Source organism: Nocardiopsis sp. iso_40 (assembly GCF_056173285.1).
Map to the genome: position 1 here is coordinate 4741325 of NZ_CM149666.1, position 12389 is coordinate 4753713.

At 70.4% G+C, this 12389-nt stretch carries 14 protein-coding genes; 2 read left to right on the forward strand and 12 right to left on the reverse strand.

Translation table 11 applies throughout. The annotated features are described in order from the left end of the window. Nucleotides 1-36: 36 nt before the first annotated feature. The 5 genes from rph to AC0VYD_RS20550 form a co-directional block, all read right to left on the reverse strand. The gene (rph, locus tag AC0VYD_RS20530; RefSeq protein WP_473038387.1) at nucleotides 37-762 is read right to left on the reverse strand and encodes a ribonuclease PH; all 726 of its coding nucleotides are present in this window, start codon (nucleotides 760-762) and stop codon (nucleotides 37-39) included. A 109-nt stretch (nucleotides 763-871) separates the two neighbouring features. Beyond that, nucleotides 872-1624: an MBL fold metallo-hydrolase gene (locus tag AC0VYD_RS20535; protein ID WP_475477081.1), complete on the reverse strand. Its 753-nt coding sequence runs from the start codon at nucleotides 1622-1624 to the stop codon at nucleotides 872-874. 299 nt (nucleotides 1625-1923) lie between these two features. After that, nucleotides 1924-2871 carry a PLP-dependent cysteine synthase family protein gene (locus AC0VYD_RS20540; RefSeq protein ID WP_475477082.1) on the reverse strand — a complete coding sequence of 316 codons (948 nt, stop codon included), beginning with the start codon at nucleotides 2869-2871 and terminating at the stop codon, nucleotides 1924-1926. Nucleotides 2872-2878: 7 nt separating this feature from the next. Further along, nucleotides 2879-3157, reverse strand: a complete 279-nt coding sequence (locus AC0VYD_RS20545) for a MoaD family protein (RefSeq protein ID WP_473038384.1) — start codon at nucleotides 3155-3157, stop codon at nucleotides 2879-2881. 115 nt (nucleotides 3158-3272) lie between these two features. Then, the gene (locus AC0VYD_RS20550) at nucleotides 3273-3695 is read right to left on the reverse strand and encodes a M67 family metallopeptidase (protein WP_475477083.1); all 423 of its coding nucleotides are present in this window, start codon (nucleotides 3693-3695) and stop codon (nucleotides 3273-3275) included. A 131-nt stretch (nucleotides 3696-3826) separates the two neighbouring features. On the opposite strand from AC0VYD_RS20550, the gene AC0VYD_RS20555 reads away from it, so the two are divergent. Together AC0VYD_RS20555 and AC0VYD_RS20560 are read left to right on the forward strand one after the other, a co-directional pair. Continuing rightward, nucleotides 3827-5128: a nicotinate phosphoribosyltransferase gene (locus AC0VYD_RS20555; RefSeq protein ID WP_475477084.1), complete on the forward strand. Its 1302-nt coding sequence runs from the start codon at nucleotides 3827-3829 to the stop codon at nucleotides 5126-5128. Between the two features lie 30 nt (nucleotides 5129-5158). Next, the gene (locus AC0VYD_RS20560; RefSeq protein ID WP_475477085.1) at nucleotides 5159-5737 is read left to right on the forward strand and encodes a nicotinamidase; all 579 of its coding nucleotides are present in this window, start codon (nucleotides 5159-5161) and stop codon (nucleotides 5735-5737) included. A gap of 65 nt (nucleotides 5738-5802) precedes the next feature. Here the strand turns inward: AC0VYD_RS20560 and AC0VYD_RS20565 are convergent, their stop codons facing one another. The 7 genes from AC0VYD_RS20565 to AC0VYD_RS20595 all read right to left on the reverse strand — a co-directional run bounded on the left by AC0VYD_RS20565 (nucleotide 5803) and on the right by AC0VYD_RS20595 (nucleotide 12381). After that, a complete protein-coding gene (locus AC0VYD_RS20565; RefSeq protein ID WP_475477086.1) occupies nucleotides 5803-6810 on the reverse strand; it encodes a tryptophan--tRNA ligase in 1008 nt (335 codons plus the stop codon). Nucleotides 6811-6887: 77 nt separating this feature from the next. Further along, nucleotides 6888-7853 carry a zinc metalloprotease gene (locus AC0VYD_RS20570; RefSeq protein ID WP_475480323.1) on the reverse strand — a complete coding sequence of 322 codons (966 nt, stop codon included), beginning with the start codon at nucleotides 7851-7853 and terminating at the stop codon, nucleotides 6888-6890. Between the two features lie 166 nt (nucleotides 7854-8019). Then, nucleotides 8020-9744 (reverse strand): DEAD/DEAH box helicase, encoded by a 1725-nt coding sequence (locus AC0VYD_RS20575; protein ID WP_475477087.1) that lies wholly within the window; start codon nucleotides 9742-9744, stop codon nucleotides 8020-8022. Nucleotides 9745-9908: 164 nt separating this feature from the next. Then, nucleotides 9909-10190: a hypothetical protein gene (locus AC0VYD_RS20580; protein ID WP_475477088.1), complete on the reverse strand. Its 282-nt coding sequence runs from the start codon at nucleotides 10188-10190 to the stop codon at nucleotides 9909-9911. Nucleotides 10191-10206: 16 nt separating this feature from the next. Then, nucleotides 10207-10992, reverse strand: coding sequence for a class E sortase (locus AC0VYD_RS20585; protein WP_473038378.1), 786 nt, complete (start codon nucleotides 10990-10992; stop codon nucleotides 10207-10209). Nucleotides 10993-11484: 492 nt separating this feature from the next. Continuing rightward, nucleotides 11485-11727, reverse strand: coding sequence for a DUF3039 domain-containing protein (locus AC0VYD_RS20590; RefSeq protein WP_191274589.1), 243 nt, complete (start codon nucleotides 11725-11727; stop codon nucleotides 11485-11487). A 75-nt stretch (nucleotides 11728-11802) separates the two neighbouring features. Next, the gene (locus tag AC0VYD_RS20595) at nucleotides 11803-12381 is read right to left on the reverse strand and encodes a YqgE/AlgH family protein (protein WP_475477089.1); all 579 of its coding nucleotides are present in this window, start codon (nucleotides 12379-12381) and stop codon (nucleotides 11803-11805) included. Nucleotides 12382-12389 lie beyond the last annotated feature (8 nt).

Sequence of the window (12389 nt, forward strand, 5' to 3'; positions counted from 1 at the left end):
CGCCGCCGATCCGGACTCCGACGCCGCTCGCGGTCCTCACTCCGACAGTGCCTTCTTCTGGATGGCGGTCAGTTCCTCGCACCCGGCGGAGGCCAGGTCGAGCAGCTTGTTGAGCAGTTCACGGTCGAAGGCGGCTCCCTGCCCCTCCGCCGTGCCCTGGATCTCGACGAACTTGCCGTCGCCGGTCAGCACGACGTTCATGTCGGTGTCGGCGACCGAGTCCTCCAGGTAGTTCAGGTCCAGCCGGGGCTGGCCCTGCACCACACCGACGCTGACCGCGGAGATCGAGTCGATCAGCGGGTTGTTCTTGAGCTTGCGGCGCTTGCGCAGGTACTTCATCGCGTCGGCCAGCGCCACGTAGGCACCGGTGATCGCCGCGGTACGGGTACCGCCGTCGGCCTGGAGCACGTCGCAGTCCAGGGTGATGGTGTGCTCCCCCATCGCCTTGAAGTCGACGACGGCGCGCAGGGAACGGCCGATCAGCCGGGAGATCTCGTGGGTGCGCCCACCGATCTTGCCGCGCACCGACTCACGGGCGCCGCGGGTGTCGGTGGAACGGGGAAGCATCGCGTACTCGGCGGTGACCCAGCCCTCGCCGGTGCCCCGGCGCCATCGGGGCACACCGTCCTCGACGGAGGCCGCGCAGAGCACTCGGGTGTCCCCGAACTCGATGAGCGCGGAGCCTTCCGCGTGGCGGAGCCAGTTGCGGTGGATGTTCACGGGGCGGAGTTGGGTCGGAACGCGTCCGTCAGGTCGGGCCATGGACACGAGCGTATATCCGGACGGCGCCCCGGGGTGCTGGGCGGGGACGTGCCGGGTCCGGTGGGACCCGTGCCACACGTTCCGCGTCCGGGTGGTCTCACGACACGGGTCAGGCGCCGATCTCGCGGACCTGCCCGCCGCGGGCCAGCTCGATGGGGCCGTCGAAGGTGGTGCGCGCCTCGGCCATCGTGACCTCGTCGTCGTTCCACGGCACCAGGTGGGTGAGCAGCAACCTGCGGGCACGGGCCCGGGTGGCGTGGTCACCCGCCTCGCTGCCGGTGAGGTGCATGTCCTTGGGGTGCTCGCGGTGGTCGTGGAAGGCCGCCTCGCACAGGAACAGGTCGGTGTCGCGGGCCAGCGCGACGAGGGAGTCGCAGGAACCGGTGTCCCCGGAGTAGGTGAGGCTGGCGCCCTCGTGCTCCAGGCGGATGCCGAAGGCGTCGACCGGATGGTTGACCCGGTCGACGCGGGCGGTCATCGGGCCGATCCGGAACTCGCCCGGGGTGAGCTCGTGGAAGTCGAAGACCTCGGTCATCCCGGGGTCCGGGTCCAGCCCGTAGATCTCGGCGAGACGGTTCGCCACGCCCTCGGGCCCGTAGACGGGGATGGCCGACTTGGCGCCGTCCGGCGAGTACATGCGGGCCACCCAGTAGGCGCACATGTCCGCACAGTGATCGGTGTGCAGGTGGCTGAGGAAGACGGCGTCGACGGAGTACAGGTCGACATGGCGCTGCAGGGCGCCGAGCGCGCCGTTTCCCAGGTCGAGCAGGAGGCGGAAGCCGTCGGCCTCGACCAGGTAACAGGAGGCCGGGCTGTCCGGCCCGGGGAAGCTCCCGGAGGACCCGATAATCGTGAGTCGCACGTCGTCGTCGCCTTTTCGATCGGCCGCGCTGTCTCCGTGGCCCCTGGGTGATGTGTGCGGGGAGCGCGGGGAGCGGCTGGTTCTGCGGATGTCCCGTTGTTACGGGTGTACCCCAATGGCCGCCCGGGTGGTACAAAATGTGGCCCGCATCTCAGGCGACGTGTATCACGTGTGAATTTTTCACACTGATTGACCAGCTTTGACTGTTTCCCCGAGTGGTAGTTCGGGATACGCCGGAGGCCGATCCCCTCATCGGGTGATCGGCCTCCGCAACGGGTCGGGCCCCGAACCGTCCGGGTTCAGGCCCAGAGCTGACCGTCCAGGCGTTCCTCGGCCTCCTCGAGGGTTCCCTCGTAGGCGCCGGTGGAGAGGTACTTCCAACCGGCGTCGGCGATGACGAACGCGATGTCTGCCGCGCGCCCCTCCTTCTCGGCCTTCCTGGCCATGCCCAGTGCGGCGTGCAGGGCGCCGCCCGTGGAGATGCCCGCGAAAATGCCCTCCTTGTCCAGGAGTTGCCGGGTCCGCTTGAGGGCGGCGTCCGAGGGCACCGAGAAACGGGTGGTGAGAACGGACTCGTCGTAGAGCTCGGGGACGAACCCCTCGTCAAGGTTGCGCAGCCCGTAGACCAGTTCGCCGTACCGGGGTTCGGCGGCCACGATCTGCACGCCGGGTTTGTGCTCGCGCAGGTAGCGACCCACCCCCATGAGGGTTCCCGTGGTACCCAGACCCGCCACGAAGTGGGTGATCTCCGGCAGGTCGGTCAGCAGTTCGGGCCCCGTGGTCTCGTAGTGGGCCCGGGCGTTGGCCAGGTTGCCGTACTGGTAGAGCATCACCCAGTCGGGGTTGGCCGCGGCCATCTTCTTGGCGACGCGGACGGCCTCGTTGGAACCGCCCGCCGCGTCGGAGAAGTGAACCTCGGCGCCCCACATGGCGAGCAGTTGCCTGCGCTCCGCGGAGGTGTTCTCCGGCATGACGCAGACCATCCGGTAGCCGCGCAGCTTGGCGACCATGGCCAGCGAGATGCCGGTGTTCCCCGACGTCGGCTCCAGGATGGTGCACCCGGGTGAGAGCAGCCCGTCCTTCTCGGCTTGCTCGATCATGAAGTACGCGGCGCGGTCCTTGATCGAGCCGGTGGGGTTGCGGTCCTCCAGCTTCGCCCACAACCGCACGTCCGGCGAGGGTGAGAGCTGCGGCAGACCGACCAACGGCGTACCGCCGAGGGAGTCGAGCAGGGAGTCGTAGCGCATGGCTTCCTTAGCGGGAGCCGCCGGCGACGGCGGGAAGGACGGTCACGTTGTCACCGTCGGAGAGCTTGGCCTCAAGCCCGCCGACGAAGCGGACGTCCTCGTCGTTGAGGTAGACGTTGATGAAGCGGCGCAGCTTGCCGCCGTCCACCAGACGCTCGGCGATGCCGGGGTAGCGGCTGTCCAGGTCGGCGACCAGCTCGCTGATGGTGTCGCCGGTGCCCTCGACGACCTTGGCGTCGTCGGTCAGGTTGCGCAGGATGGTGGGGATGCGGACCTCGATGGCCATGAAGGTGACTCCGTAAACGGTCGTTGTTGTGCGTTCATGTCCAACAGGCGGCCTGCCGCTCCCATTCCGGTGTCCCCGGCGGTGCTGCGAGCGGCGGTCCTGTCGGTCGCGGTACCTACTGGTCGCCGCTGGTTTCGGTGATCTCCACCGGTTCCTCGGTGACCTCGCCGTCGATGATCCGGTACGAGCGGAACTCGACGCTGTCCGCCTCCCGGGTGGACACGAGGACGTAGTGGGCGTCGGGTTCGGAGGCGTAGGAGACGTCGGTGCGCGAAGGGTAGGCCTCGGTCGCGGTGTGGGAGTGGTAGATCACGACGGGAACCTCGTCGCGGTCGTCCATCTCGCGCCAGACCTTGAGCTGTTCGAGGGAGTCGAAGCGGTAGAAGGTCGGTGACCGTTCGGCGTTGATCATCTCGACGAACCGCTCGGGGCGGTCGGAGCCCTCGGGCCCGGCGACGACACCGCACGCCTCGTCCGGGTGATCACGGCGGGCGTGGGCGACGATCTGGTCGTAGATCGAGCGGTCAATCCTCAGCATGCTTCCAGACTACCGAAGAACTTTTCTCTACCAACCAGGTGGGTATTGTTGCCCGGGGGTGCCCGGCCCCGCGGCTCGCCGCTGCCGGGGCGCCCGTCGGGGCCCGGCCCCGAACACATAGGCTCGCCCCTATGAGCGAGGACAGCAGCAGCGCGCTGCTTACCGACCACTACGAACTGACGATGCTCCAGGGAGCCCTGCACAGCGGGGCCGCCGCCCGCCGGTCGGTGTTCGAGATGTTCGCCCGACGCCTGCCCGAGGGGCGCCGCTACGGGGTCGTGGCGGGGACCGGACGCTTCCTGGACCTGTTGGAGCGCTTCCGCTTCCGCAGCGAGGAGCTGGACTTCCTGTCCGACAACGGGGTCGTGGACGAGCCCACGCTGAACTGGCTCTCCGAGTACCGCTTCTCCGGGAACGTGTGGGGCTACGGCGAGGGTGAGGCCTACTTCCCCGGGTCACCGATCCTGGTGGTGGAGAGCTCCTTCGCCGAGGCCGTGGTCCTGGAGACACTCGCGCTGTCGGTGTACAACCACGACAGCGCGATCGCCTCCGCCGCCACCCGGATGTCCGTGGCCGCGGGCGATCGTCCCCTGATCGAGATGGGCTCCCGGCGCACCCACGAGCGCTCCGCGGCGGCCGCGGCCCGTGCCGCCTACGTGGCCGGTTTCGCGACCTCCTCCAACCTGGAGGCCGGACGCAGCTACGGGGTACCCACCGGCGGGACCGCCGCACACGCCTTCACCCTGCTGCACGACAGCGAACAGCACGCCTTCAAGGCGCAGTTGGAGTCCATGGGAGCCGGAACCACCCTGCTGGTGGACACCTACGACGTCGAGCGTGCGGTACGCCACGCGGTGGAACTGGCCGGGCCCGGACTCGGCGCGGTCCGGATCGACTCCGGCGACCTGGCGGCGACCGCTTCCCGGGTACGCGACCAGTTGGACGCCCTCGGAGCGACCGGAACCCGCATCGTGGTCACCGGCGACCTGGACGAGCACTCGATCCAGGCCCTGGCGGTGGCACCCGTGAACGGCTACGGAGTGGGTACGTCCCTGGTGACGGGTTCGGGCGCCCCGACCGTCTCGCTGGTGTACAAGCTGGTCGCACGGGCCCGGGGCCTGGAGCCGAACGCCCCGTTGGAGCCGGTCGCCAAGCGTTCGATCGGCAAACCCAGCCGGGGCGGCCGCAAGTGGGCGGTGCGACGGCTGGACGACAGGGACGTCGCCGTGGCCGAGGAGGTGTTCCCGCACGAGCCGCCCGAGCTGGTCGGGACCCGGCCGCTGCTGCGACCGCTGGTCACCGACGGCGAGACGGTGGGGCGCGAGAGCGTGCACGAGGCGCGCGAACGCCACCGCGCGACCGTGGCGGAGCTCCCCGAACAGGCGCTGCGAATGTCGCGTGGTGAGGCCGCGCTGCCGACGGTCTTCCACTGACCCCGAGCGACAAGGAAGAGAGGTGCGGGGATGACCAGGGCACTCATCGTGGTGGACGTGCAGAACGACTTCTGTGAGGGCGGCAGCCTGGGCGTCGACGGAGGCGCCCGGACCGCGGCCGCCGTCACCGAGTACGCGCGCGCCAACAGCAACGAGTACGACCACGTGGTGGCCACCCGCGACCACCACATCGACCCCGGAGCGCACTTCTCCGACGACCCCGACTTCGTGGACAGCTGGCCCCGGCACTGTGAGGCGGGCACCCCCGGCGCGGAGTTCCACTCCGACTTCGACCCCTCGGTGGCCGACGAGGTCTTCAGCAAGGGCCGGTACTCGGCGGGCTACAGCGGTTTCGAGGGCACGGCCGGGGACGGCGGGGCGGACCTGGCGGCCTGGCTGAGGACCCGGGGCGTGGACGAGGTGGACGTGGTGGGCATCGCCACCGACCACTGTGTACGCGCGACCGCGCTGGACGCCCGGAAGGAGGGCTTCCGGACCCGGGTGCTGCTCGGGCTGACCGCTGGTGTGTCCGGGAGCACGGTGGACGCCGCGCTGGAGCAGCTGCGCGAGGCCGGGGTGTCACTGGAGGGCGAGCCGCTGGTCGGCTGAACCCGCTCGTACGACGGAAGGGGCGGGGGCGACCTGGTCGCCCCCGCCCCTCGGCGCGTGTGCCGCTAGTCGATACCGATGGCGGCCCGGACGTCGCCGAGCACCCGGCGCGCCCGCGTGCGGGCGCGCTCGAGGCCGGAGGCGAGGATGTCGTCGAGTTCGGTCTCGGAGGCCATGAGCTCCTCGTAGCGCTCCCTCTTGGGGCCGAGTTCGGCGTTGACCGCCTCGAACAGCTCCTTCTTGAGGTCGCCCCAGCCCATACCGCCCGCCTCCAGGCGCTTGCGCACGTCGGCCACCTTGTCGGCGCCGGCGAAGTGCGTGAGGAGCTGGAACGGAACGGAGGAGTCCGGGTCCTTGGGGTCCTCGACCGGGGTGGAGTCGGTGGGGATCCGGTTGATGGCCTTGCGGAGCTTCTTCTCCGGCAGGAAGAGCGGGATGTGGTTGTCGTAGGACTTGCTCATCTTGCGGCCGTCGACGCCGGGCAGGATGCTCGCCTCGCTGTCGTCGATGACGCCCCTGGGGATCGGGAAGCTGTAGCTGTCCCCGTAGCGGTGGTTGAAGTACCCGGCGAGGTCGGCGGTGTACTCGATGTGCTGGGACTGGTCGCGCCCCACGGGGACGCGCTGGCCCTCCATGATGAGGATGTCGGCCGCCATGAGGATGGGGTAGTTGAAGAGCCCCATGTTGATCCCGGCGTCGAGCTCGGTGATCCCGGCCTCGTTGTTGCGGTCGCGCGCGGCCTTGTAGGCGTGCGCGCGGTTCATGAGCCCCTTGGGGGTGAGGGTGCTCAGGATGGTGGTGAGCTCGAAGGTCTCGGGGATGCTGGACTGGCGGTAGAAGACCGTGCGTTCGGGGTCGAGGCCGCAGGCCAGCCAGGTGGCAGCGCCCGACCGGATGCTCTGGCGGAGTTCGTCCGCGTCCTTGATGATGTTGAGCGCGTGGTAGTCCGCGATGAAGTAGAAGGTGTCGTAGACCTCCGCCGCCGCCAGGGCCGGCTTGATCGCGCCGATGTAGTTGCCCAGGTGGAAGTCGCCGGTGGGCTTGATCCCGGTCAGATAGGTGTTCGCTGCCATGGGTCCAGCCTAGCGGCGCCCGGCGTCCCCTTCCCGCCCGGCGGGGCGCGGGCCGTCGGCCCGCGGTCCCGGCCGCCCTACCGCGCGGAACCGTCGCGGAAGGCGACCCAGTGCTCGACCATGCGGCGGGCCTGTCCCCGGGTGAAGTGGGTCATGCAGGCGTCGTCGCTGTAGTTCATGAAGTTGGTGACGGGGTCCCTGCCCGGGAGGCCGGGGCAGGTGTCCCGGCCCTTCGGGCAGCCCGGGGCGGCCTCGCGTTCGTAGGGGGTGTCGTCCACGTAGTCGCCCGGGTTGCGGCAGCCGTTCTGGAAGGTGTGGAACAGGCCCAGCCAGTGGCCCACCTCGTGGGTACCGGTGTGCCCCTCGTCGAAGCGGTCCCGGCCGCCGCCGGGGAGGGAGTCGTGGGCGAGCACGACACCGTCCTGGTCCGGCCGGGCGGAGTGGTCCTGGGGGAAGGTGGAGTAGCCGAGCAGCCCGGAACCGAGTTCGGCGGTGTAGACGTTCAGGGTCTCCGCGCCGCCCTGGCGCAGGCGGGCCCGGATGGTGTCGCGGTGCCGGTTGAAGTCGTCGAACCAGGTGTCGTCGGCCGTGCGGGTGATCTCGGAGAGTTCGAAGCGGAACCCCGTGTCGGCGCCCTCGGAGCCGACCGCGTAGCCGCCCCGGTAGGCGCGGTTGAGGACGTCGACCTGTTCCCGGATCCGACGGTCGCTCACCTCGCCCCGGCCGTCCTCGGCGGAGATCACGTGCACGACCACCGGCACGGTGTACGGCGGGGCGAGCTCGTGTCCCCGCAGGGGGACCAGGGCCTGGTTCAGCTGTTCCTCGTACTCGGCGGCCTGCTCCGGGGTGACCTCCGCCTCGGCCCCGACGGCCGCCCCCGGGTCGGCGACCCTGGCCGGTGTGCCGGGCGGCGCCGCGGGGCCCGGTTCCGTGCCCGGCGGGCAGAAGGCGTCCGGGGCCGCCGTGCCGGCCCGCGCGGGCCCGGGGTCGTCGGGGCCGGGCAGCGTGCTCGCCACCAGACCAGTCAGCGCGAGAGCGCACAGGGCCAGTCCGGACCGGGTCGCGGCTGAGCCGCCGCGCAGGCTTCGTCCCATCACCTCACGGACTGTAGCCATTTGCTTGCGTGCTGTTTTGGAGCCTTGCGCGGCCTTGCTAAGTATTTGCCCGATTTCGCCGAGCGGCGGCCGTCTGCGCACCGCCCCCGGCGCCCTACTTCTGGCCCACGGCCCAGGCGCGGATCTTGGCGATACGCTCCCGGATCTGCGGCGGGGTGGCCTGCGCGACCTGCGGCCCCCCGCATGCGCGGCGCAGTTCGTTGTGGATCACCCCGTGCGGCTTCCCGGTGCGGTGGTGCCACGCACCGACCAGGTTGCTGAGTTCCTTGCGCAGCTCGGCGAGGACCTCGTGAGTCGGCCCCGAGTCCTCTTCGGGTTCGGCCCTGCCCTTGGCCCGGAGCTCACTGGCCTTGAGGTCGGCCTTGCGCTTGCGCAGCAGCTGGGAGACCTGGTCGGGGTCGAGCAGCCCCGGAAGTCCGAGGAAGTCCTCCTCCTCACTGGATCCGGGCGCACCGCTGCCGTACTCCAGGCCGTCGTAGAGGGCCCGGTCGAACTCGGCGGCGGACTCCATCGTCTCGAAGGGGAGCTCCTCCCCCGCGTCCGGGGTGTCCTTCTTCTTGTTGGCCTCCTTGAGGAGGTCCTCCTCCGGGTACTCCTCGTCGGAGGGCTGTCTGTCCAGGACGTGGTCCCGCTCGCGTTCCATCTCCCCCGCGTACTCCAGCAGGGTCGGGACCGAGGGCAGGAACACCGAGGCCACCTCGCCGCGCTGGCGCACCCGCACGAAACGGCCGATGGCCTGTGCGAAGAACAGCGCCGTGCTGGTGGAGGTCGCGTACACGCCGACCATCAACCGGGGCACGTCCACCCCCTCGGAGACCATCCGGACCGCGACCATCCAGCGGTCGTCGCCCTGGGCGAAGCGGGAGATCTTCCTGGAGGCCGTGGGGTCGTCGGAGAGCACCACGGTGGCGCCCTTGCCGGTGATCTGGCGCAGGATGCGCGAGTAGGCCCGGGCGTTCTCGTGGTCACTGGCGATGACCAGGCCGCCCGCGTCCGGGTGGGTCTTGCGCACCTCGGTCAGGCGGCGGTCCGCGGCGTGCAGGACCTTCTTGATCCAGTCGCCCTTGGGGTCGAGGGCGGCACGCCACGCCTGGGACAGCGCGTCCTGGGTGAGGGGCTCGCCGAGTCTGGCGGCGAGCTCGTCGCCCGCCCGGGTCCGCCAGCGCATCTCACCGGAGTAGGCCATGAAGATGACCGGGCGCACGACCCCGTCCTCCAGGGCGGGCGCGTAACCGTAGCTGTAGTCCCACGAACAGCGGCGCACCCCCGCGGCGTCCTGGACGTAGTCCACGAACGGGATGGGGTTGATGTCGGAGCGGAACGGGGTTCCGGTCAGCGAGAGCCTGCGCGTGGCCGGCTCGAAGGCCTCCCGGACGGCGTCACCCCAGGAGAGGGCGTCGCCCGCGTGGTGCACCTCGTCGAAGATGACCAGAGTCTTGCGCGCCTCGGTGCGGTTGCGGTGCAGCATCGGGTGCGCGGCGACCTGGGCGTAGGTGACGGCCACACCGACGTACTGGCGGCCGAGCGCGCCCTGCCCGTTCTTGAAGTCGGGGTCGATGGCGATGCCGAACCGGGCGGCCGCCTCGGCCCACTGCTTCTTGAGGTGCTCGGTCGGGCAGACGATGGTGATGGCGCGCACAGCGTGCCTCTGGAGGAGTTCACTGGCCAGGGTGAGGGCGAAGGTGGTCTTGCCCGCGCCGGGCGTGGCCACCGCGAGGAAGTCGCGTGGCTGCCGCCGGAAGTACTCCTCGAAGGCCTCCCGCTGCCAGGCCCGAAGGCCGCGCAGGCGATCCTCCGGTGTGGTCTGCGTCACCGTCATTCGTTCCGTCCCCCGTTGCTCACCTGCTTGAGGTTAGCGGCCGCCGGGCACCGGACCGGGAGCCCCGGCCGTGGTGCCGCGCACAGCGCACCGCCCCCGCGTGCCCCACGACAAGCGGCACGGTGCTCACCCCACCGCGCCGCACGTCGTTCGAAAACCGTTGCCTAGGCCCCGTCGCTCTCCTCGGGTGCCTCCTCCGTCGCCGGGCCCTCTCCCTCGACGGCGTCACCCTCGGCCCCGGCACCCTCGGAGGCGTCCTCGCCCGCGGGAGCCTCGGAGCCGATCCCGGTCGTGTCCACCGCGCCGTCGTTGAACGGCATGTGCGGCGAGAGCGCCGGGAAGGCGAAGAACCACAGCAGTGCGGCACCGCCCGCCAGCAGGCCCACCGCCATGATGAACTTGGAGGCCCACGGGCCGGGCAGGATACGCCAGATCAGACCGTACATTCGTGCGTCCCTCCCGCTAGGCTTCCGGCGCCATGTGGGCGATGCTGTCGGGCATGCCCTCGGACTTGGGTGTGGTCTCGGCCAGCTCCGCCCACACGATGAGCCGGTGGGTGTTGTTGAGTTTGGGAGCGCACGTGGTGAGCGTGAGCAGCGCCCGTCCGGGCTCCTCCTCGGAAGCCTCCTCGAAGGGGTCGGGGTTGACCACCCAGAAGTCCTCGGGCAACACGGTCTCCTCCCGGAAGACCTCGTAGGTGTAGAAGTTCTCACCGTCCTCCAGCACCATGACGTCGCCGTCCTCCAACAGGTCCAGGTCCCAGAACAGGCCGGGGGTGCGGTGCGCAGCGATCCCGTAGTTGCCCAGCTCTCCGGGGGCGCTGTCGTACTGGGTGTAGCGGCCGGGGCTGTACTGGATGTCGTCGGGCTCGGTGCCGTTGACCACGACCCAGTCCAGGTCCAGCTCCGGTACGTACAGGCGGCTGTCCGCGCTGCCCGGCAGCGGCTCGGAGTCCGGCCCCCGCTCCTCGGCGGCCTCCCACGCCTCGTCCAGGCCCTCGGCCAGACCCTCCTGTTCACGGTCGGTCTCCCACTGGGAGCCGTACACCTCGTAGGCGGCGTAGAAGAGCATCAGCAGACCCGCCGTCAGGAGGATCTCGCCGAAGAACCGGACCACTCCCCGGACGACGTCGCCCGGAGTGGCCCTGGGTTTGCGCGCGCGCCGCCGCCGGCCCCGCGGGGGACGCTGCCGCCCATGGTCCGAGGAGCCGGGCTCATCGTGCGACTGCCGTTCAGTTGTGGACACCAATACGACCTACTCCTGTGGACGCTTTCGTGTGCACCCGGGTGACCGGAGGGGTACGACGAGCGGGACCCCCGTACGCGGATGCGGCAGGACTTCAACCTCGTGCTGGTACACGGCGCTGAGGAGCGACGCGCCGAACACGTCGTCGGAAGTTCCCCGCGCAGCGATCTGCCCTCCGGAGAGTACCGCCACACGGTGCGCGTACGCGGCCGCAAGCCCCAAATCGTGCAGGACCACGATAACCGCCCCACCACGGGACGCCAGCGTACGCGCGACGGACGGACGAGTTCCCGGCGGCGGATGTCCGGAACCGCGGCCGGTTCCTCGGGAAACAGCACGCCGGCGCCCTGGGCCGACACCCCGGCGGGCGTCACGGGTGCGGAGCGCACCGGGGCACGACCGCGCCGCGGGAGCCGCGGCCCACCGAACACGAAGGGCCCCGGTTCACCCCGCAGGGGGCGGGCCGGGGCCCTTCACGCACGACCGCGGGGGTCGTCACTTCGTCATTTCCTCGTAGGCCCTCTTGCAGTCGGGGCACACGGGAAACTTCTTCGGGTCCCGGTTGGGCACCCAGACCTTGCCGCACAGGGCGATCACCGGGTCGCCGGTCACCGCGCTCTGGGTGATCTTCTCCTTCTGCACGTAGTGGGCGAACCGCTCCCGGTCACCGTCGTCGTGCGAGATGTCCGGCCTGGTCTCACTGTCCGGAAGAACCTTGTTCAGCACATCCATCGACATCGTCCTCACACCTTTCAACGTCCGTGTACCACGGTATAGGGTGCCGCGGCCCGGCACGGCGCTCCCGGGAACCGTTCAGTTCATGGCGGGGTCGTCGGGGTAGGTCGACAGCAGGGCCAGTTCACCGCCCTGGCGACGCAGCACGCGCGACCAGAGGCCCTCGGGGGCGCCCCCGAAGAGATCGTCCGTGAAGGCGTCGGCCACGTACCAGGCGCCCTCCTCGATCTCACCCGCCAACTGCCCGGCGCTCCAGCCCGCGTAACCCGCGAACACGCGCAGACCCCCCAGGGAGGCACCGAGGACCTCCGTGGGGGCGTCCAGGTCCACCAGCCCGACCCCGGCCAGGTCCGGGCCGGGGGCGCTCTCCAGCGGGGACCAGCCGGGCGGGGACTCGTCCGGCGCGGCGGTGCCCAGGGCGATGCCGGAGTCGGTGCCGACCGGCCCCCCGGAGAACATCACCGCCGGGGCGCTCGCGTAGGCGCCCCAGTCGGTCACCACCTCGTCCACCGGCAGCTCCAGCGGGCGGTTGAGGACGACCCCGAGAGTGCCGTCGTCGGCGTCGTCGACGACGAACACCACCGAACGGCGGAAGGAGTCCTCCTGGAGAAGGGGGGCGGCCACCAGCAGGCGCCCGGTCAGAGTCGACTGGTTCATGCTCCCTC

What these genes read in the sequence shown, in the direction of transcription:
- AC0VYD_RS20565 (WP_475477086.1), bottom strand. Translation starts at nt 6,810, where the DNA reads ATGGCAGCGAACACCTATCTGACCGGGATCAAGCCCACCGGCGACTTC.
- AC0VYD_RS20540 (WP_475477082.1), bottom strand. Translation starts at nt 2,871, where the DNA reads ATGCGCTACGACTCCCTGCTCGACTCCCTCGGCGGTACGCCGTTGGTC.
- AC0VYD_RS20550 (WP_475477083.1), bottom strand. Translation starts at nt 3,695, where the DNA reads ATGCTGAGGATTGACCGCTCGATCTACGACCAGATCGTCGCCCACGCC.
- AC0VYD_RS20580 (WP_475477088.1), bottom strand. Translation starts at nt 10,190, where the DNA reads ATGTACGGTCTGATCTGGCGTATCCTGCCCGGCCCGTGGGCCTCCAAG.
- AC0VYD_RS20560 (WP_475477085.1), top strand. Translation starts at nt 5,159, where the DNA reads ATGACCAGGGCACTCATCGTGGTGGACGTGCAGAACGACTTCTGTGAG.
- AC0VYD_RS20575 (WP_475477087.1), bottom strand. Translation starts at nt 9,744, where the DNA reads ATGACGGTGACGCAGACCACACCGGAGGATCGCCTGCGCGGCCTTCGG.
- AC0VYD_RS20555 (WP_475477084.1), top strand. Translation starts at nt 3,827, where the DNA reads ATGAGCGAGGACAGCAGCAGCGCGCTGCTTACCGACCACTACGAACTG.
- AC0VYD_RS20545 (WP_473038384.1), bottom strand. Translation starts at nt 3,157, where the DNA reads ATGGCCATCGAGGTCCGCATCCCCACCATCCTGCGCAACCTGACCGAC.
- AC0VYD_RS20590 (WP_191274589.1), bottom strand. Translation starts at nt 11,727, where the DNA reads ATGTCGATGGATGTGCTGAACAAGGTTCTTCCGGACAGTGAGACCAGG.
- AC0VYD_RS20595 (WP_475477089.1), bottom strand. Translation starts at nt 12,381, where the DNA reads ATGAACCAGTCGACTCTGACCGGGCGCCTGCTGGTGGCCGCCCCCCTT.
- rph (WP_473038387.1), bottom strand. Translation starts at nt 762, where the DNA reads ATGGCCCGACCTGACGGACGCGTTCCGACCCAACTCCGCCCCGTGAAC.